Annotated in this window: 13 protein-coding genes; 7 read left to right on the top strand and 6 right to left on the bottom strand. The window is 73.7% G+C overall.

What is annotated here, in order from left to right:
- The first annotated feature begins 153 nt into the window (after positions 1-153).
- The gene (locus ACIP37_RS06140; protein WP_400802833.1) at positions 154-2,145 is read left to right on the top strand and encodes a S9 family peptidase; all 1,992 of its coding nucleotides are present in this window, start codon (positions 154-156) and stop codon (positions 2,143-2,145) included.
- A 57-nt stretch (positions 2,146-2,202) separates the two neighbouring features.
- On the opposite strand, the gene pip is transcribed toward ACIP37_RS06140, so the two are convergent.
- The 5 genes from pip to ACIP37_RS06115 form a co-directional block, all read right to left on the bottom strand.
- Positions 2,203-3,162 carry a prolyl aminopeptidase gene (gene pip, locus ACIP37_RS06135; protein WP_363588881.1) on the bottom strand — a complete coding sequence of 320 codons (960 nt, stop codon included), beginning with the start codon at positions 3,160-3,162 and terminating at the stop codon, positions 2,203-2,205.
- Positions 3,163-3,257: 95 nt separating this feature from the next.
- Complete coding sequence (locus ACIP37_RS06130) at positions 3,258-3,869, bottom strand: GNAT family N-acetyltransferase (protein WP_400802838.1); 612 nt, start codon at positions 3,867-3,869, stop codon at positions 3,258-3,260.
- Positions 3,870-3,879: 10 nt separating this feature from the next.
- Entirely contained in the window at positions 3,880-5,706 is a 1,827-nt protein-coding gene (locus ACIP37_RS06125; RefSeq protein WP_400803796.1) for an endonuclease/exonuclease/phosphatase family protein, read from the bottom strand.
- Between the two features lie 436 nt (positions 5,707-6,142).
- Positions 6,143-7,072 (bottom strand): Gfo/Idh/MocA family oxidoreductase, encoded by a 930-nt coding sequence (locus tag ACIP37_RS06120; RefSeq protein WP_363588877.1) that lies wholly within the window; start codon positions 7,070-7,072, stop codon positions 6,143-6,145.
- Positions 7,073-7,170: 98 nt separating this feature from the next.
- Entirely contained in the window at positions 7,171-7,692 is a 522-nt protein-coding gene (locus ACIP37_RS06115) for a hypothetical protein (protein WP_363588875.1), read from the bottom strand.
- 344 nt (positions 7,693-8,036) lie between these two features.
- On the opposite strand from ACIP37_RS06115, the gene ACIP37_RS06110 reads away from it, so the two are divergent.
- The 4 genes from ACIP37_RS06110 to ACIP37_RS06095 all read left to right on the top strand — a co-directional run bounded on the left by ACIP37_RS06110 (position 8,037) and on the right by ACIP37_RS06095 (position 13,400).
- Entirely contained in the window at positions 8,037-9,182 is a 1,146-nt protein-coding gene (locus ACIP37_RS06110; protein WP_400802842.1) for a hypothetical protein, read from the top strand.
- Between the two features lie 145 nt (positions 9,183-9,327).
- On the top strand, positions 9,328-11,064 hold the full coding sequence (locus ACIP37_RS06105; protein WP_400802844.1) for a serine/threonine-protein kinase: 1,737 nt from the start codon (positions 9,328-9,330) through the stop codon (positions 11,062-11,064).
- A 431-nt stretch (positions 11,065-11,495) separates the two neighbouring features.
- On the top strand, positions 11,496-12,680 hold the full coding sequence (locus ACIP37_RS06100; protein WP_400802846.1) for an FAD-dependent oxidoreductase: 1,185 nt from the start codon (positions 11,496-11,498) through the stop codon (positions 12,678-12,680).
- A 33-nt stretch (positions 12,681-12,713) separates the two neighbouring features.
- Positions 12,714-13,400 carry a TetR/AcrR family transcriptional regulator C-terminal domain-containing protein gene (locus ACIP37_RS06095; protein WP_363588867.1) on the top strand — a complete coding sequence of 229 codons (687 nt, stop codon included), beginning with the start codon at positions 12,714-12,716 and terminating at the stop codon, positions 13,398-13,400.
- 54 nt (positions 13,401-13,454) lie between these two features.
- Here the strand turns inward: ACIP37_RS06095 and ACIP37_RS06090 are convergent, their stop codons facing one another.
- Entirely contained in the window at positions 13,455-14,366 is a 912-nt protein-coding gene (locus ACIP37_RS06090; RefSeq protein ID WP_363629755.1) for a LysR family transcriptional regulator, read from the bottom strand.
- 219 nt (positions 14,367-14,585) lie between these two features.
- On the opposite strand from ACIP37_RS06090, the gene ACIP37_RS06085 reads away from it, so the two are divergent.
- Together ACIP37_RS06085 and ACIP37_RS06080 are read left to right on the top strand one after the other, a co-directional pair.
- A complete protein-coding gene (locus tag ACIP37_RS06085) occupies positions 14,586-15,980 on the top strand; it encodes a TolB family protein (RefSeq protein ID WP_400802850.1) in 1,395 nt (464 codons plus the stop codon).
- A gap of 153 nt (positions 15,981-16,133) precedes the next feature.
- Positions 16,134-17,708 carry a TolB family protein gene (locus tag ACIP37_RS06080; protein WP_400802853.1) on the top strand — a complete coding sequence of 525 codons (1,575 nt, stop codon included), beginning with the start codon at positions 16,134-16,136 and terminating at the stop codon, positions 17,706-17,708.
- Positions 17,709-17,850: the final 142 nt, after the last annotated feature.

Raw genomic sequence — 17,850 nt, 5'->3', positions numbered from 1 at the left:
CGCGAAAAAAAGCAATCACGCCTGCTTGTTTCGAGCCGGTGGCCGCACTCGACAGGGCCGCGTACGGCCCGATTCTCCGAAACCCGACTGACACCGGCCCGTCGGTGCGACACGATGTCCGTCCGTCGTACTGGCGAGTGAAAGGCAGCCCGCATGCCGCATCCCGCACCGCGACCGACTCCCGAGTCGACCGACCCGCTCACCGCGGAACTGGTGGTGGACATGGCCGCCCCCGCGGCGCCGGCCATCTCGCCGGACGGTCGCCTGGTCGCCTACGGCGTGGTCGCGAACAGTGGAAGGGACGGACGCCCGCACAGCTCCGTCTGGGTCGCCGCCGCCGATGGCAGCGCCGCCCCGCGCGGGCTGACCGACGGCACGGCCCGCGCCGCCGCCCCGAAGTGGGCGCCGGACTCGGCTTCTCTGTTTCTCACCTCCGACCGCGAGGAGCGGGGCACCGCTCAACTCCGGCGGATCCTTCTGGACGGCAGCGGGGACATCGCCCGGGCGGAGCCCCTGACCAGGTGGCGCGGGGGCATCTGCGACCACTACCCGCTCGCCGACGGCCGCACCGTGGCGCTGCTCGCCGAGGACGAGCCCACCCCGGAGGACGAACTCCGGGAGGCCGAGGGTGACGACGCGAAGGTCTGGGGCCGGCACCTCCCCGCCACCCGGCTGCGCCTGCTCGACCTGGCGACCGGCGTGGTCCGCACCGTGGACGGCCTCGGAGACCGCCATGTCGTGGAGGTGGCCCAGCGTCCGGACGGCGGCCCGCTGGCCGTACTGAGCTGGGCCACCCCCGAGCTCGACCCCGGCGTCACGACGGCAGGACTGCACCTGGTCGCCCCGGAGACGGGAGCCGTCCAGGACCTGGGCCCGGTCGGATTCGAGGCCCGGTCCCCGGTCTGGTGGCACCACGACGGTGAATGGCATCTGGCCCACCTGGCGGTGACCCCCGGGCACTTGGTCGGCGCGCTCGCCGTGATCGACACCGTGCCGCCGGCGACCGGCCCGACCGTCGAACAGCGCGATCTCACGGTCGGCATGTCCGCCTGCCCCACCGAGCTGGTGCAGGTCGCCGACGGGCCGCCGCTGGCGCTGTTCGCCGACGGGCTGGACACCGCGCTGTACCGGCTCGATCCGCAGTCGCTGCGGTTCCACCGGTTGTCCTGCGCGCCCGGCACGCCAGGCACGTTCGGCACGCCCGGCACGCTCGCCGGGCTCACTGCGAGTCGCTCCGGAGCGACCCTCGCCGTGCTGCTGAGCACCGCGCGCGAGCCCAGGAACGTCCACGCGGGCCCCACGGGCGGGCCACTGCTCCGGCTCAGCGACACCAGCCCCGAACTGCGCGGGATCCGCTGGGGTACCCAGGAACGGCTCGGCTACCAGGCGTCCGACGGACTCCAGTTGGACGGCCTGCTGATCCTGCCGGCCGGCCGGACTCGGGGCCAGGGCCCGTTCCCGCTCGTCACCATGGTCCACGGCGGCCCCTACTTCCGCCATGCCGACGAGTTCACGCTCACCGCGGTCGACTGCGGCCAGTGGCTGGCGACCGCCGGATACGCGGTCTTCCTGCCCAATCCCCGGGGCGGGTCGGGCCACGGCCATGAATTCGCCGCCGTCGTGGCGGGAGCGGTGGGCGGCGACGAGTGGACCGACATCCTCGCCGGGATCGACCTGCTGGTCGCCGAGGGAGTCGCCGATCCCGAACGCCTGGGCATCTCCGGCTGGAGCCACGGCGGTTTCATGGCGGCCTGGGCCATCGGCCAGACCGGGCGGTTCAAGGCCGCCATGATGGGCGCGGGCATCACCGACTGGGGCATGCAGGCCGGGACCGGCGAGTGGGGAGCCATGGACGCGGCGCTCGGCGGCAGCACCGGCTGGAACGGGCCGGGACCGCACCTCCACGACCGGAACAGCCCGATCTCCTACGCGTCCCGGATCCGCACCCCGGTCCTGATCCTGCACGGCGAGCAGGACACCAACGTCCCCCTCGGCCAGGCCGTCCACTTCCATCGCGCACTGCGCCACTTCGGCGTCGAGCACGAGTTCGTCGTCTACCCCCGGGAGGGCCACGGGCTGCACGAGCGCGCCCATCAACTCGACGCCCTCCGGCGCATCCGCGCCTGGTACGACCGCTGGCTGTGAGCCCGTACCCGGGAGGGCATCGAGTCGTGATCGACGAGTGGCGGAACCCGAGCAGGATCAGCGGTGCTTGAACTCCTCGATGGCCTCCCGGACGGTGTTCTTCATCTCCTCGCTGCCGATGTGCCCCGAGTCCTCGGAGATGTGCAGCCGCGCGCCCGGCCACGCCTTCGCCAGCTCCCAGGCCGTCTGCACCGGGCAGCCCATGTCGTGCCGGCCGTGCACCAGCACCGCCGGGATCCCGGCCAGCCTGTGGGCGTTGCGCAGCAGTTGGTCCTCCTCCAGCCAGGCGCCGTTGCTGAAGAAGTGGGCGCAGATCCGGACGAACGCGATCTGCTCGTCGACCTCCCGGGCGCTGTACATGCCGGGCGAGCCGTTGGGCTCGTTCGAGATGACCGCGTCCTCCCAGGCGAGCCAGCCGGCGGCGGCCTTCGCCCGGACCGCCCGGTCGGGGTTCTCCATCAGCCGCGCGTAGGCGGCGAGCAGGTCGCCGTCCCGCTCGTCCTCGGGCACGCCCTCGCGGAACCGGTCCCACGCCTCGGGGTAGAAGGACCCGGCGCCCCGGTAGAGCCAGTCGGTCTCGGCCCGGCGGGTCGTCGTCACCGCCTGGATGATGATCTCGCTGACCCGCTCGGGGTGCTGCTGCGCGTAGGCCAGCAGGAGGGTCGAACCCCAGGAGGCACCGTTCAGCAACCACCGCTCGATGCCGAGGTGTTCGCGCAGCCGCTCCATGTCGTCGATCAGGTGCTGCGTGGTGTTCAGGCTCATGTCCGCCGCCGGGTCGCCGGCGTGCGGGGTGCTGCGGCCGCAGTTGCGCTGGTCGTAGCGGATCACGCGGTAGCACTCCGGATCCCACGCCCGGGTGGGCCGGTCCGGCGTCCCCGCGCCGGGGCCGCCGTGGACGTACAGGACGGGCTTGCCCTCGGGGTTGCCGAGCTGCTCGTAGTAGACCCGGTTGCCGTCTCCGGTGTCGAGGAAACCGTGGCCGTAGGGACTCGTCGGAGGATAGAGATCAACCATGACCGTCGATCCTAGGGCGCGGGCGCGCTCGGGGCCCGCGCTTTTCCGCCCAACCCGCTTCGTGGGAAAGGCCGTTCGGCCGGCCTCAGGGCGTTTCAGTCCAGCGGGAGGGCCATCTCCAGGATGCGGGCCCGCGGGTCGAGCCCGTACGGGGTCTCCCCGCCGGTGTAGGTGAAGCCCCGGCGCAGGTAGAAGGCGGCGGCGCGGGCGTTCGCCTCGTGCACGCCGAGCAGCATCCGCTTGGCGCCGCCCTCGGTGCGGGCCCAGTCGGTGGCGGCGTCCAACAGGGCGTCCGTCACGCCGCGTTCGCGGCCGCGGTGTTCCGGGGCCACCCAGACGCCGATCAGGACGGCGGTCGCGGCCTGGTCCCGGTCGGGGACGGAGAGCATCGTGCCGACCCATTCGCCGTCCGGGTCGACGGCCACCAGGCCGACGCTGCCCGGCTCGTTCACCCGCGCCGTCCGGGCCCGCCAGTCGGCCTCGCCCAGGGCCTGCGCCGCGGCGTGGGTCTCGCCGAAGGCCATCGGGAAGTCGAGGAGCTGGGCCAGCCGCACCTTCCGCAGGCGCTGCCAGTCCTCGGTCCCCATCCGCTCGATCCGGTACCGCATGCTCTCCGACCCCCACTGCCGCAGCCGCCTTCGCCGGCGGTGGTCACCTCCGGCGAAGGCAGCATAGCCGCAGGTCAGGGCCTGATGCAGACCGGTCACGGCTTGACGCTCAGGGCTTGATGCGGACCACCTGCGGGTCGTGGTCGCTGGCCTGCTGGGCGAACTCGGCGTTGATGTGCACCACGTCGTACTTGGCGTAGCCGACCTCGGGGCTGACCAGGATGTGGTCCAGCACCTGCGAGTTGCCCTGGTAGACGTACGAGTACTGCTCGGTCTCCGGCAGTTCGTTCACCAGGTCGCGCAGCACGCCGTCCTTGGTGAGCGCGGCCAGCGCGGGCGAGAACTGGTAGTCGTTGAAGTCGCCGAGCGAGACGACGCGCGCCTCCTTGTCGGCGGCCAGCAGCTTGGCGACGAAGGCCTGCTCGATGGTGGCCTGCTTGACCCGCTGCACCTCGGAGCTGCGGGTGGGGGCCTGGAAGCGGCTGTCGATGCCCTGGTCGCCGCCCTTGCTGTTGAAGTGGTTGGCGATGACGAAGACCTTCTTGCCGCGGAAGGAGAACTGCCCGACCAGCGGCTTGCGGCTGTTGGTCCACGCGTCGTCGGCCGGGGCGATCCGGCCGGGCGAGGCGGTCAGCGCGGTGGTGGCGCCGCTGCCGGCGACGTCCACGGCGCTGGTGGCGGCGCCGCCGGGGATGTCGGTGAAGGAGACCCGCTGCGGGTTGAACAGGAACACCTGCCGGATGTTGCCGCCCGGCTCGCCGCCGTCCTTGCCGTCCTGCGGGTCGATCGAGCGCCAGTCGTACGCCGGGCCGCCGGCCGCCTTGATCGCGGCGATGAACTTGGCGACGGTCTGGCTCGCGTCGACCGTGCCGTCGTTCTTGGCGCCGTTGTTGTCCTGGATCTCCTCCAGGGCGACGATGTCGGGCGAGCGCAGGTTGGTGACGATGCCCTGGGCCAGCTCGGCGAACTTGGCGTCCGGGTTGCCGGGGGCCAGGTTCTCCACGTTGTACGTGGCGATGGCGAGTTCGCGGTCGGCCGCCTTGGCGGTGACCTCGCGCTGGAGGTGGTTGTCCTGGAGCGTGCCCAGGGTGCCGGCGACGAGGGTGTAGCCGCCGAACTGGTTGTAGTCCAGCGGGCCGGTGGTGGTGCCGGTCAGCACGTCGCCCACGTTGGCCACCGGGAACGGCTGCTGCGGGGTGACCGCCGCCTGCTGCTGCACCATCAGGCGGCCCACGTTGGGCTCCGCGTACGACTCGTACAGCACGCCGCCGCGCTTGCTGCGCTGGTCCTGCCGGTCGGCGGCGACCCACAGCTCGTTGTACTTGTCCGTCGCCTGTATCACCCGGACGTCCTTGACCTGGACGAGCATGCCCTCCAGCGACTCGTAGAAGTCCAGGGCGTACTTCTCCGGGTCGAGCGGCAGCGCGTCGATGCTGCCGCCCTCGGGCGCCGGCGGGGCGTAGGTGCCGGGGATGTTGCGGGTGTCCACGACCACCGGGGCCGGCAGCGGGTTGCCGGAGGACAGCACGGTGACGGCGGGGCCGGTGAGCTCGGTGACGGACTGCGAGCCGCCCGCGAAGTTCGGGTAGTACTCGGTGACCTTGCCGCTGACCAGGACCGAGTCGCCGGCCTTCACGGTCGGGTTGCCGCCGGTGTAGACGAAGATGCCCTCGCTGGTGGCCGGGTCGGCGTCGGGGTTCGGGTCCTGCATCCAGAAGCCCTTGGCGCTGCCGTAGGCGCGCACGCCGGTGACGACGCCGGGCACGCCGGTGACGGGCTTCCCGGCCTGCGGGGAGATCCGGGTGGTGCCCTGGATGTCGTGGATGCGCAGCGGTCCGGCCTCGGTCGGCCCGGCCGGGGCGGCGGCGTTCGCGGCGGTGGGCGCGGCGTTCGCGGCGGTGGGCGCGGCGTTCGCGGCCGGCAGCGGGACGAGCACCAGCGAGGCGGCCAGTCCGGCCGGGAGGATCGCGGCGCGCAGCAGGGCCCGGCGGGGGCGGGGAGCGGGGGCGGTGGTCACCGGGGCATGACTCCTAGCTCCACCGTGCGGCACGGTCGTGGCACGGCGGTCGAGGGTGGAGCGGGGCACAGGGCGCGTCGTCCACCCGGCGGGTCTGCGGCCGCCGGGCCGTGACGCATGGTCAGGCGGCGTGCCCATGGCACGCGCTACCCGCGTAGATGAAGCGGAAGCCGGTCACCCGTCCCCCGCGGCGACCCCAAGATACGCGCGTAGAAAATGACGCGACAAGACCCCGTCAGTGAACTTCTGGTTCCGCTTCGGCGTCCGCCCCTGCCCCTGCTCCTACCCCCGCTCCTATCCCCGTCCCTTCAGCCCGGTCCTTCAGCCCGCTCCTTCAACCTGCCTCGACGTCCCCTCAGCCCGCCTCGATCCGCTCCACGATCAGCTCGCACAGCTCGTGGGTGCGCAGCGCGTCGTGCGCGTCCAGGGTCTTGCCGGCCCGGACGGCGTCCAGGAAGGACAGCACGCACTGCTCGATGCCGCGCTGGCGGGCGACGGACACCCAGTCACCACGCCGGCGGACGGTGGGCTGGCCGCGGTGGTCGATCACCTCGGCGAGGTTGTGCACCGCCCGCTTGGAGTCGGCGCCGGAGACCTCCAGGATCTCCTCCGTCGAGCCGGAGAGCCGGTTCATGATGCCGAGCGCCGTGAAGCCGTCCCCGCCGAGGGTCAGGACGACGTGCTCGACCAGCCCGTCCCGGACGCGGGCGCGGACGTCGACGTGCTCGATCTCGCCGGGGGCCAGGAAGCGCAGGGTGTCGACGACGTGGATGAAGTCGTCGAACACCAGGGAGCGGGCGGCCTCGGCGAGGCCCTCGCGGTTCTTCTGCAGGACGATCAGGTCGCGGGGGCGCTCCTTGGCCTGGGCGTAGCCGGGCGCGTGCCGGCGGTTGAAGCCGACCATCAGCGAGCGGCCCGTCCGGTCGGCGAGGTCGACGAGCCGGCGGGCACCGTCGACGGTGTAGTCGAGCGGCTTGTCGACGTAGACGTCGACACCGGCCGTCAGCAGCTGCTCCACGATCGGAACGTGCTGGCTGGTCGCGGCGTGCACGAACGCCGCCCGGATCCCGCTCCCGATCAACTCCCCGAGATCGGTGAAGCGATTCTCCGGCGCAATCCGGTGCGCGTCACCGATCCGGTCCAGCTTCGCCCCGTCCCTGGTCATCAACCGCAGGTCCAGCGCCGGCAACCCGCCCAGGACCGGCAGATACGCCTTCTGCGCAATGTCACCGAGACCGATCACCCCGACCGGGAGCAGGCCGTCAGGAACAGAGGTCGAGCTCATACGAATCTCCATACTCATGCGCCGAAAACCATCCGCCCCACCCTATTCGCCCGCTCCCGCGCAACGGCGCCGGGCCGGCGAGCGACCGGCCCGGCGGCTCAGGGGATGAGGGCGGCGACCCCTTCGACCACCAGCATCCAGGTGGGCTGCCCGCCCGTGCCGAAGGCGGAGGCGAGGACGTACCCGATCGCGGCGTCGGCGGGGCGGGCGGGGGCGCCGTCCCGCCACTCCACGATGACGATCTGGTCGCCGTCGCAGGAGAAGTCGCCGAGGCGCTTGCCGTCGCGCATGAGCCGGCTGCTGGGGATGGAGTCCGGGACGAGGACGTGGACGGCGCCGTCGTACGTGGTCTCGACCCGGTAGGACTTCCGGCGGAGCTTGCCCCGGCCCGGCCGCAGCGGCACCGGCGAGCCGTCGACGGTCAGCGTCAGGTGGGCGGTGTCGCGGGTGCCGATGGCGATCTGCGGGTCCGGCTCGCTGCCCGGGTCGCGCTCCAGGACGGCGGTGGGGATCCGATCCCCGGAGACGGTCACCCGGTGCTGGCCTTCGATGCGGACGGTGATCTCGCCGAACAGGGTGTCCTCGGTGGTGAAGGGAGCGGGCGCCGGCAGGTCGGTCATCTGCGATTCCTTTGGTGGGTCGTAACTCCGGCCGCATGGAATGGAATTCGCGGGCCGGAATTCGCGGGCCGGGGTGATTCTCTCATTCGACGGAGACGGACTCACCCGGTGGTGGTCGCCAGTTGACCTCCCGCCGGCTCGCGGTGGAAGCACGGCGGTCGAACGGTTTCCGGTGGGCACGACGGTCCCGGCAGGCCGGCGCCGCACACCCCACCAGCCACTGCCGGATCTTCCAACCCTCCTTCACCACTTAATAGTTGTCCCATTCGATGGCAATGGAATCACCTAGGCTTCGATCCATCCGGTGCCCGGCGCGGCGCACCGGCCGACAAGGGGAGGACATGATGAGGACCTCGGCAAGCGCGCTACGGCGCGGATCCCGCTGGGCCGTCTCGGCGGCGACGGCGGTGGCGCTGCTGCTCGGTGGGGCGGGCGTCTCGGGGGCCTCGGGGGCGGCCCCCTCCGGCGTTCCCGACGGCCCCGTCGTCGGCGTGCCGGGGGCCGTCCGGATCGCGGAATTCACCTGGGAGAAGGTCACCGAGGCGGTCAGTCCGGACGGCCGAACGGTCTACCTCGTGCTGACGGACGTGGTCGGCGGGCGCCAGGGCGTGTACCTGTCCACCGTCGACACGCAGACCGGCACGGTGACGGCCCGCCTCCCGCTCGGCGACCCGGCACCCTACGGGCGGCCTGCCCTCAGCCCGGACGGCCACCGGCTGTACGTCGGAGTCGGCTCCGCCGTCTACGTCATCGACACCGCGACCAACACGGTCAAGGCCCGCGTCGCCGCGCCGGAGCAGCAGCTCCCGGCGGGCTGGACCCCGGGCGCGGCGACCAGTCTGGCCACCGACCCGGACGGCGAGACCCTCTACGTCGGGCAGTCCGGTCCCTCAGGCCCCGCCGGGCAGGAGGAGCCGGGCCGGATCCTGGAATTCTCCACCGGCGACCAGGAGTTCATCGACCAGACGGCGGTCACCGGCCACACGGTCAACGATCTCGCCGTCCTGCCCGACGGCAACTACCTCTACGCGGGCACCAACCTCGACCTGCTGCGCCTCGACATCGGGACCGGACTCGGCACCACCACGGTCGTCGACCCCGGGGCCAAGGACGAGCTGGCGCTCTCCCCGGACGGCTCCTTCCTGCTCGCGCTCGGGTCGGTCCGCACCTACTCCGTGGGCATCGGGCTCGACACGGGCACGGACAAGGTGCGCTACCTCATGAAGTACGGCTCCGGCTACTTCGAGTACCACCACCCGGCGATGAACGCCGACGGCAGTCGCGTCTACCTGCTCGGCGGCCCCGAGTACAGGCTCCCCACCCCGCTGTACACGTTCGTGCCGGGCGAGAACCGGTTCGACCAGAGCGTGTCCCTCTCCGTCCCCGAGTGGCGTGTGCACGCCCTCTCCGTCGGGCCGGACGGCCACTCGCTCTACGTCACCGGCTGCGACTCGGCCACGGGCTGCTTCCTGCGGACCCTGCGCATCTGACGCCGCGCGCCGGGGCGCCGGTCGCCGAGTGTTCGGCGGCCGGCATTGACAGCCCCGCGCGCGACGCGCTGGGATGAGGCGAGGGTTCGTCACGGGGGTCCGGTCGACGGGACCGGCTGCTGCGCGGTGGCCCACCGGGGGTGTCGTGGAGGCGTTACGAGCCACTGACCCGACGACGGTCGGCGGCCGGTACCGGCTGCTCGGGCGCCTGGGCAGCGGCGGGATGGGCGTGGTGTACCTCGGGCGTTCGCCGGGCGGTCGGCTGGTCGCCGTCAAGTGCGTGCACCGGGAGCTCGCCGCCGACCCGGAGTTCCGGCGGCGCTTCGCCCACGAGCTGGAGGCCGTACGGCGGGTCGGCGGGTTCCACACCGCCCAGGTCGTCGACGCCGACCCGGACGGCGACCCGCCGTGGCTGGTCACCGCCTACGTTCCGGGGCCGTCCCTGGCCGAGGCGGTCGCCGCCCACGGCCCGCTGCCGGAAGCGTCGTTGCGCGTCCTCGGGGCGGGGCTGGCCGAGGCGCTGGACGCCATCCACGCCGTCGGCCTGATCCACCGGGACCTCAAGCCGTCGAACGTGCTGCTCGCCGACGACGGGCCGCGCGTCATCGACTTCGGGATCGCCCGCGCGCTGGACGGGACCGCGATCACCCGGACCCAGGTCGTCGTCGGCACGCCCGGCTACATGGCGCCTGAGCAGATCGCGGGCGGCGCGATCGGGCCGGCCTGTGACGTGTTCAGCCTCGGCCACGTGCTCTGCCACGCTGCCGGGTGCGCGCCGTTCGGCCACGGTGCAGCGCAGGTGATGCTCTACCGGGTCCTGCACACCGAGCCGGATCTCGGCGGCGTCCCGCAGGCCCTGCGCCCGGCGATCGCCGCCTGTCTGGCGCGCGATCCCGCCGACCGGCCCACCCCCGCCGAGTTGCTGGACCTGTTCGGGCCGGCCGCGCACGACGCACCCGCCGGGGCGTGGCTTCCGGCGCAGCGGCGGGCGGCTCCGGCCCACCCCGGACCCCCGCCGATCGGGCCACCGAACGGCCCGAACGACCGCACCCGTACGGCGGTCACCGAGCTCCGGCAGGCTCCCGACGCCCCGCCGCCCGGTGGCGGGAAGCACCGGCTCCGCTGGCTGCCGGTGCCGCTCGCCCTCGTGCTCGTCGCCGCCGCCGTCTGCGTCCGCCTCTTCGTGATGACCGGCGGCTCCGGGCCGCCGGACTGCTTCCCGTCCGGCGGCGCCCCGGCCGACTCCTCGCCCCCGGCCAGGGTGACCAGCGTGCCCGCGGGGACTCCGCACCCGCCCGAGCCCACCGGGCCCGCCGACCGGACGGTCATCGAGCTCGGCCAGTCGGTCACGCTCAGCTGGGACCACGCCGCCGCGGTGTCGCGCGTCTTCACCGGGCTGGGCGACGACGCCCCCCGCTACACCGCCTGGCTGAGCTCCGCCGCCTGCACGTTCACTCCCACCGCCGCCGGGCTGTACCGGTGGGAGGCGAGCACCGCGAACGCCGCCGAAGGACAGACCGGCAGCGCGTGGTCCGAGGACCGGTTCCTGTTCGTCAGGGCGAAGGGCTCCTCCACGCCCGACCCCGGGCACGACACCCCGGCCGTCCCCCGCCTGCTGGCCCCGGCGGACCAGACCGTGGCCAAGGCCGGCCGGCCGGTCTCGCTGAGCTGGACGGCGAGCGGCTTCTCCTCCCACGCCTCGGTGCTGTCGCCCGACGGGACCTGGCAGAACATGCCCTGGCAGGACGCGTCGACCTACCTGTACACCCCGCCCTCGCCCGGGATCTACGTCTGGAGCGCGTTCACCGAGGCCAAGGGCGGCTGCGACGGCGGGACCTGCGCCAGCGGGGCGAGCGCGCAGCGGTACCTGATCGTGGAGTGAGGTCCCCACGGCCTTCGGCCACTACTTGAGGAACGCCGCCCCGGCGAAGAGCCGGGCGGAGTTGGTGCGGTCGATGGCGGCGCGGGTGGTGTCGGGGAGCGGGTGGTCGGCGACGTACGCGGGCACGCCGGGCACGCCGGGGACGCCGGGGACGCCGGGGCCGGGCAGTTGCGAGGGGTGGACCAGGGCGACGGCCTCCCGTCAGCTGGTTCTCCGGCACCGAGGCTGCCCGCCTCGTCTCGCGGCGCGCCAGTGATCCCGCCACGTCCGGATCGTGAAGTTCTCACGCTCCCGTCCGGGGGGATCCCGGTTGTCCGGTAGGCCGCTCCAGGAGACGAACTTGTTCGTTACGAACATGTTCGTTACCGTGGAGGAACGGGAGGCGAACCCACGCCGACCGACACGGACCGACACCGACCCAAGGAGTGGCCATGACCGTCCAGCACGTTCCCGTCGCCGTCATCGGAGCCGGGCTCGGGGGCCTCGTGCTCGCCCGGGTCCTGCACGTCCACGGCATCCGGGCCGCCGTCTTCGACCTGGAGCCCTCACCCGAGGCCCGCACCCAGGGCGGCCTGCTCGACATCCACGACGACTCCGGCCAGCAGGCCCTGCGCGACGCCGGGCTGCACGACCGGTTCCTGGCCCTGGTCCACGCGGGCGGCGAGGCCCTGCGGGTGGTGGGACCGGACGGCGCCGTCCGGTTGGAGCAGGAGGACGACGGCACCGGCGGCCGCCCCGAGGTCGACCGGGGCCGCCTGCGCGACCTGCTGCTGGACTCCCTGCCCGCCGGCACCGTCCGCTGGGGCCGGAAGGTGGTCCGCGCCCACGCGCTGGGCGACGGCCGCCACCAGGTCGCCTTCGCCGACGGCACGGCCGTCACCACGGACCTGCTGGTCGGGGCGGACGGCGCGTGGTCCCGGATCCGGCCACTGCTGTCCGACGCCCGGCCCGCCTACACCGGGATCTCCTTCGTCGAGGCCGACCTGCACGACGCGGACACCCGGCACCCCGAGGCGGCCGCCCTGGTCGGCGGCGGGTTCTTCCTCTCCGTGGCCGAGGGTCGCGGCTTCCTCGCCCACCGCGAGGGCGACGGCAGCATCCACGTCTACACCGCCGTCCGGGCCGGCGAGGACTGGCTGGACGGCATCGACACCACCGCCCCCGACACCGCCAAGGCGGCCGTGCTGGCCGGCTTCGACGGCTGGGCCGACGGCCTGCGGGCCCTGCTCGCCGATGCCGACGGCGACCTGGTCCCGCGCCGGATCCACGCCCTGCCCGTCGGCCACCGCTGGGACCGCACCCCCGGCGTCACCCTGCTCGGCGACGCCGCCCACCTGATGTCCCCGTTCGCCGGCGAGGGCGCCAACCTCGCCATGCTCGACGGCGCCGAACTCGGCAAGGCCCTCGCCCACCACCCCGGCGACCCCGAGGCCGCCCTGACCACCTACGAGCGCGCCCTCTTCCCGCGCAGCGAGGCCTCGGCCGCCGCCTCCGCCGCCAGCCTGGAGCTGATGTTCGGCCCCGACGGCCTCCAGGGCCTGCTCGACCAGTTCGCCGCCCCGAACCAGCCCGCCCCGCCGGCCGGGCGGCACGGCGGCGCCGTTTCGGCGAACTAGTTCGTCACGAACACGGTCGCTAGGCTGGCCGGTATGACGAGCTCCCCCTCCCGACCCCGCAGCCGCCGCGAGCGACCGGCGAAGCCCGCGCTGAGCCACGAGGCGATCGTCGCCGCCGCCGTACGGGTGCTGGAGGCGGAGGGCCTGCCACGGGTGACCATGCGGCGGCTGGCCCAGGAGCTGGACACCGGGCCGGCCTCGCTGTACGTATACGTGGCCAACGCCGCGGAACTGCACGCCGCGATCCTGGAGGAGTACCTCGGGGAGGTGGACCTGAGCCCGGTGACGGCGGCCGGGGACTGGCGCGAGCGGTTGGCCGCCGTCCTCGACTCCTGCACCGGGGTGCTGCTCCGGCACCCGGCGCTCGCCCACGCCGCACTGGTGGCGAGGCCGTCCGGGCCGCACTACCTGGCCCTGGTGGAGGCGGTCCTGGCACTGCTGCACGAGGGCGGGGTGCCGGACGGGCAGGCGGCCTGGGGCGTGGACGTGCTGCTCCAGGTGGCCACCGCCACCGCCGCCGAGCAGTCCGCCCGGCAGGGCGAGCAGGCGGAGCGGGAACAGGCCGCGCTCACCGACGCGCTCCGCGCGGCGCCCGCCGCCACCTACCCGAGGATCGCCGCGCTCGGGGACGACCTGGTCTCCGGGGCGCCGGAGGACCGGCTGTCCTGGATGTTCCGGGCGGTCGTCAACGGCACGCGCACGACGCCCCGACCCGCCTGACCCCAGCCGCCCACCGCGCCCCGCCCGAGCTCGGACCCACTCGACCTCGGACCCTCAGGCGCCCGCCGCGGCCGCCTCGGCGAGGGCGTCCAGCACCGGGCGGATCAGCGGGTGCCCGTCGGCGCCGGCCCGGACGGCAGCGAAGACCCGGCGGGTGGCGAGTTCGCTGTCCACCGGCCGGACGGCGATCCGGCCGAGGTCGACGCCGCGCAGCGCCGAGCGCGGCACGAGGGCGACGCCGGCGCCCGCCGAGGCGAGGGCGACGACGGCCCGGAAGTCGTCGGAGGAGTGCACCAGGCGCGGCTGGAAGCCGGCGTGCTCGCAGGCGAGCAGGACGACGTCGTGGCAGGGGTTGCCCGGGTAGGGGCCGATCCACCGTTCGTCGGCCAGGGCCGCGACGGCGAGCGGAGCGCCGTCGGCGGCCAGCGGGTGGCCGAGCGGCAGCACCGCCTCGAACGGCTCGGCGTACAGCGGGACGCGGGTGAGCCGGGCGTCGTCGGCGCGCGGGGCGCCCCGGTACTCGACGGCCACCGCGAGGTCGGCCCGGCCGTCGAGGACCATCGGCAGGCTGGCGTCGCCCTCCGCGTCCAGCACCTTGAGCCGCACCCCGGGCGCCTGCGCGGCCAGCAGCCCGATCGCCGGGGCGAGGACGAGCGCGATGCCGGTGGCGAAGGAGGCGACGGTCACCTCGCCGGAGACGCCCGCGCTGTAGGCGGCGAGGTCGGCCTCGGCGCGCTCCAGCTGGGCGAGCACGGCGTCGGCGTGGCCGAGCAGGATCTCCCCGGCGGCGGTCAGCCGCACCCCCCGGCCCTCGCGGGCGAGCAGGTGGTGGCCGGTCTCCTGTTCCAGGGCGGCCAGCTGCTGGGAGACGGCGGAAGGGGTCAGGTAGAGGGCAGCCGCCGCGGCGGTCACGGTGCGGTGGTCCGCCACGGCCCGCAGGGTCCGCAGCCGTCGGGCGTCGATCACAGGCCAATTCTGCCAGCGTGCCGGAGTCAGCCGGACCGGGCCCGGAGCCGGGGCGGGGTCCGGACCCGGTTCCGCGTAAGGGGCGATACGACCGGTGGCGTATTTCCGGACGAGATCGCTTCGCCCGGTTGACCACCCGGCCCGGGCGACGATTGGCTCTTCCCGAGCCGGGCCACGGGGGTGACGAGGGCCCGGTGCCGTCATCAGGGGAGGATGTCCATGACCACTGCACGAACCCGCCGTTGGCTGGCCCGCACCGCCGGCGTCCTGGTGGCCGCCGCCGTGGCCGGGGCCGCGATGCCCGCCGCCGAGGCCCGGCCGCTCAAGGGCGACACCTCCCGGGTGAGCGAGGGGCCCAAGGGCGAGCAGCTCGACGGCACCTCGTCCGCGCTCGGGCTGAGCGCCGACGGCCGCTCCGCGCTGTTCACCTCGACCGCGACCAACCTGCTGCCCGGGGCCGGCACCCCGAACTCGGACGAGGTCTACGTGCGGGACCTGCGCAACGGGCACGTCGAGCGGGTCAGCGTCGCCGCCGACGGCTCCAAGCTGGACGCCGCCACCAACCAGGCCGCGATCAGCGGCGACGGCCGGTACGTGGCGTTCAGCACCGCCGCCACCAACGTGCTGCCCGGCCAGCCGAAGCACGGCAACGACGTCTTCGTCCGCGACCGCTGGACCGGCCGCACCGAGCTGATCACCGCCCCCGGCTCGGCGAGCACCGACGACCAGAGCATCCGCACCGCCGACAGCCCCACCCTCAGCTGGGACGGCCGCTTCGTCGCCTACGCCTCCAGCCGCACCGACCTCGCCCCGGGCGTGAAGCGCGGCAAGAACAACATCTACGTCACCGACCGCTGGACGCACACCACCCGGCTGGTCACCTCCGGCACGGAGGGCGAGGGCGCCGACAACAACTCCTTCAGTCCGACGATCAGTGCGGACGGCTCGACCGTCGGCTTCGGCTCCCGGGCGGGGAACCTGCTCCCGGGCACTCCGGCCCCGGCCACCGGCGCCGATTCCGCCCCCGGCGCCGGGTCACCCCAGCTGGCCGGGCCCAAGTTCTACCCGTACTACGTCTGGAAGGCCGGCACCGGCAAGATCGCCGGCGCCAGCCTGGACGGCACCGGGGCGCTGAGCGACGGCGGACGCGACGGCCGGATCAGCCCGGACGGCCGCTACGCGATCTACAGCCTCCCGGTGTTCATCGGCGGGGCGCCCGCCCCGGCCCACGGCATCCGGATGGACGTGTACGTCCACGAGCTGGCCACCGGCAAGATCACCAAGGTCAACACCGACCTGCCGGGCACCACCGCGAAGTGGTCCTCCTCCGGTGGCGTCATGACGCTCGACGACCGCTGGGTCTACTTCGACTCCGCCGCCGAGAACCTCGTCCCCGACGACACCAACTCCGCCAGCGACATCTTCCGCCGCGACCTGTGGACCGGGCGGATCGAGCGGATCAGCCTCACCCGGAGCGGTGGGCAGAGCACCGCCTCCTCCTACGGCCCGTACGTGGACGCCACCGGCGACACGGTGATCTTCGACGCCTCGGACGGCGACCTGGTGCCGGGTGACACCAACACCTTCCTGGACGTCTTCCTGCGCCGCCTGTGACGTCCTGACTCCCCTGCCGCATACGTCCGTTGACGTATTTTCGGCCGAGATCACCCGTGGGCGTTGACCACCGGCCCTCCCGACGATTGGCTCTCCCGAAAGCCCGTCGCCGGGAGGGAGCCCGGCCGGGCGACCCCCGGGGAGGCAGACGTCATGACACGCAGCACCCGTACCACCCGCAACCGGTGGCTGGCCGGCGGCGGCAGCATTCTCGCGGCCACCGCCGTACTCGCCGTGACCGCCGCACCCGCCCAGGCCGACCGGGCCCACCGGGCGCCGCGCGGCACCGTCCAGGTCAGCGTGGGGGTGAACGGCGCCGCGCCGGACAACCAGTCGTGGAGCCAGGCGATCAGCGCCGACGGCCGCTACGCCCTGTTCACCTCCTGGGCCACGAACCTGGTGTCCCAGCCCGCGAAGAGCGCCCGCGACGCCTACGTCCGCGACCTGAGGACCGGCCGCACCGAGCGGATCAACCTGGCCGCCGACGGCAGCGCGCTGAACGGCTTCACCGACAACGTCGCGATCAACGCCGACGGCCGCTACGTCGCCTTCGACAGCGACGCCGAGAACGTGGTGCCCGGCATGCAGGTCCAGGGGCGCGACGAGGTGTACGTCCGCGACCGGAGGACCGGCCGCACCGAGCTGATCAGCGGCGGGCTCACCGGCACCGACACCGACAAGTTCCACGCCTCCTACGCGCCCTCGATCAGCGCGAACGGCCGCTACGTGGTCTTCGGCTCCAGCCGGAAGGACCTCGTCCCCGACCTCCAGGGCGACGCCCCCTCGCTGGCCAGGCCCTACACCTGGGACTACAACATCTACGTCACCGACCGCTGGACGGGGAAGACCAAGCTGGTGACCCGCGGCGTGGACGGCAAGCCGGGCGACGGCATGTCCCTCCACCCGACGATCAGCGCGGACGGCCGCACCATCGGCTTCACCTCCATGGCCGGCAACCTGCTGCCCGCCGACCAGACCCCCGCCCCGGCCGCCGGGGGCGCCGCCGCCCCCGCCGACGTGGAGCTGGCCCCGGGCATCGCCCCGGCCCTGCCCCACAGCGCGCAGAAGGGCCTGGCCCAGCCGAACCTGGCCCGGCCGGTGACCGCCCCCTACTACACCTACGACGTGGAGTCCGGCCGGATCTCCGCCGCCAGCCTCGACCTCGACGGCAAGCTCGGCGCCCCGAGCTTCGACGCGACGATCAGCCCCGACGGGCGGCGCGCGATCTACGCCCTGCCCGAGCCCGGCGGGTCGACCGGCGGCCACCGGTTCCACACCGTGCTGTACGTCCGGGACCTCAGGAAGGGCACCGTGACGAAGATCAGCGGCGGCCTGCCCGGCACCACCTCGGTCGGCTCCTCCGACCACGCCCGGATCACCGCCGACAACCGCTGGGTCTACTTCGCCTCCGCCGCCGACAACCTGGTGGCGGGCCCGCAGCACCCGGGCTGGGACGTCTACCGCCACGACCTGCGCACCGGCCGCACCGAGCGGGTCGCCACCGCCGCGGACGGCTCGCTCGGCAACGGCTCCTCGACCGACCCGGTCGTGGACGCCCGCGGCCGCACGGTGGTGTTCAGCTCGACCAGCGGCAACCTGCTCGCCGGCCCCGGCGGCCCGGCTAGCACCGACTCCCAGGTCTTCGCCCGCGCCACCGCGCACCACGGCCACGGCGACGACCAGGGCGACGACCAGGACCAAGGCCAGGACCAGGACAGCGACGACTGACCGTCAACCGCCGCTCGCACCGTGAACCGCGAACGGGGGCGGGACGTCGGCCGGGCCGGCATCCCGCCCCCGAAGCGGGAGGGTGGGGCAGATGGTTGGTGGGCCGTGCGGTGGGGGCGGATCGATGCGCCCCCACCGCACG

Source organism: Kitasatospora sp. NPDC088861 (assembly GCF_044750105.1).
Classification (GTDB): Bacteria; Actinomycetota; Actinomycetes; order Streptomycetales; family Streptomycetaceae; genus Kitasatospora.
This window is presented reverse-complemented; position numbering and strand designations above follow the sequence as displayed.

What these genes read in the sequence shown, in the direction of transcription:
- ACIP37_RS06140 (WP_400802833.1), top strand. Translation starts at nt 154, where the DNA reads ATGCCGCATCCCGCACCGCGACCGACTCCCGAGTCGACCGACCCGCTC.
- ACIP37_RS06110 (WP_400802842.1), top strand. Translation starts at nt 8,037, where the DNA reads ATGAGGACCTCGGCAAGCGCGCTACGGCGCGGATCCCGCTGGGCCGTC.
- ACIP37_RS06095 (WP_363588867.1), top strand. Translation starts at nt 12,714, where the DNA reads ATGACGAGCTCCCCCTCCCGACCCCGCAGCCGCCGCGAGCGACCGGCG.
- ACIP37_RS06115 (WP_363588875.1), bottom strand. Translation starts at nt 7,692, where the DNA reads ATGACCGACCTGCCGGCGCCCGCTCCCTTCACCACCGAGGACACCCTG.
- ACIP37_RS06100 (WP_400802846.1), top strand. Translation starts at nt 11,496, where the DNA reads ATGACCGTCCAGCACGTTCCCGTCGCCGTCATCGGAGCCGGGCTCGGG.
- pip (WP_363588881.1), bottom strand. Translation starts at nt 3,162, where the DNA reads ATGGTTGATCTCTATCCTCCGACGAGTCCCTACGGCCACGGTTTCCTC.
- ACIP37_RS06085 (WP_400802850.1), top strand. Translation starts at nt 14,586, where the DNA reads ATGACCACTGCACGAACCCGCCGTTGGCTGGCCCGCACCGCCGGCGTC.
- ACIP37_RS06120 (WP_363588877.1), bottom strand. Translation starts at nt 7,072, where the DNA reads ATGAGCTCGACCTCTGTTCCTGACGGCCTGCTCCCGGTCGGGGTGATC.
- ACIP37_RS06080 (WP_400802853.1), top strand. Translation starts at nt 16,134, where the DNA reads ATGACACGCAGCACCCGTACCACCCGCAACCGGTGGCTGGCCGGCGGC.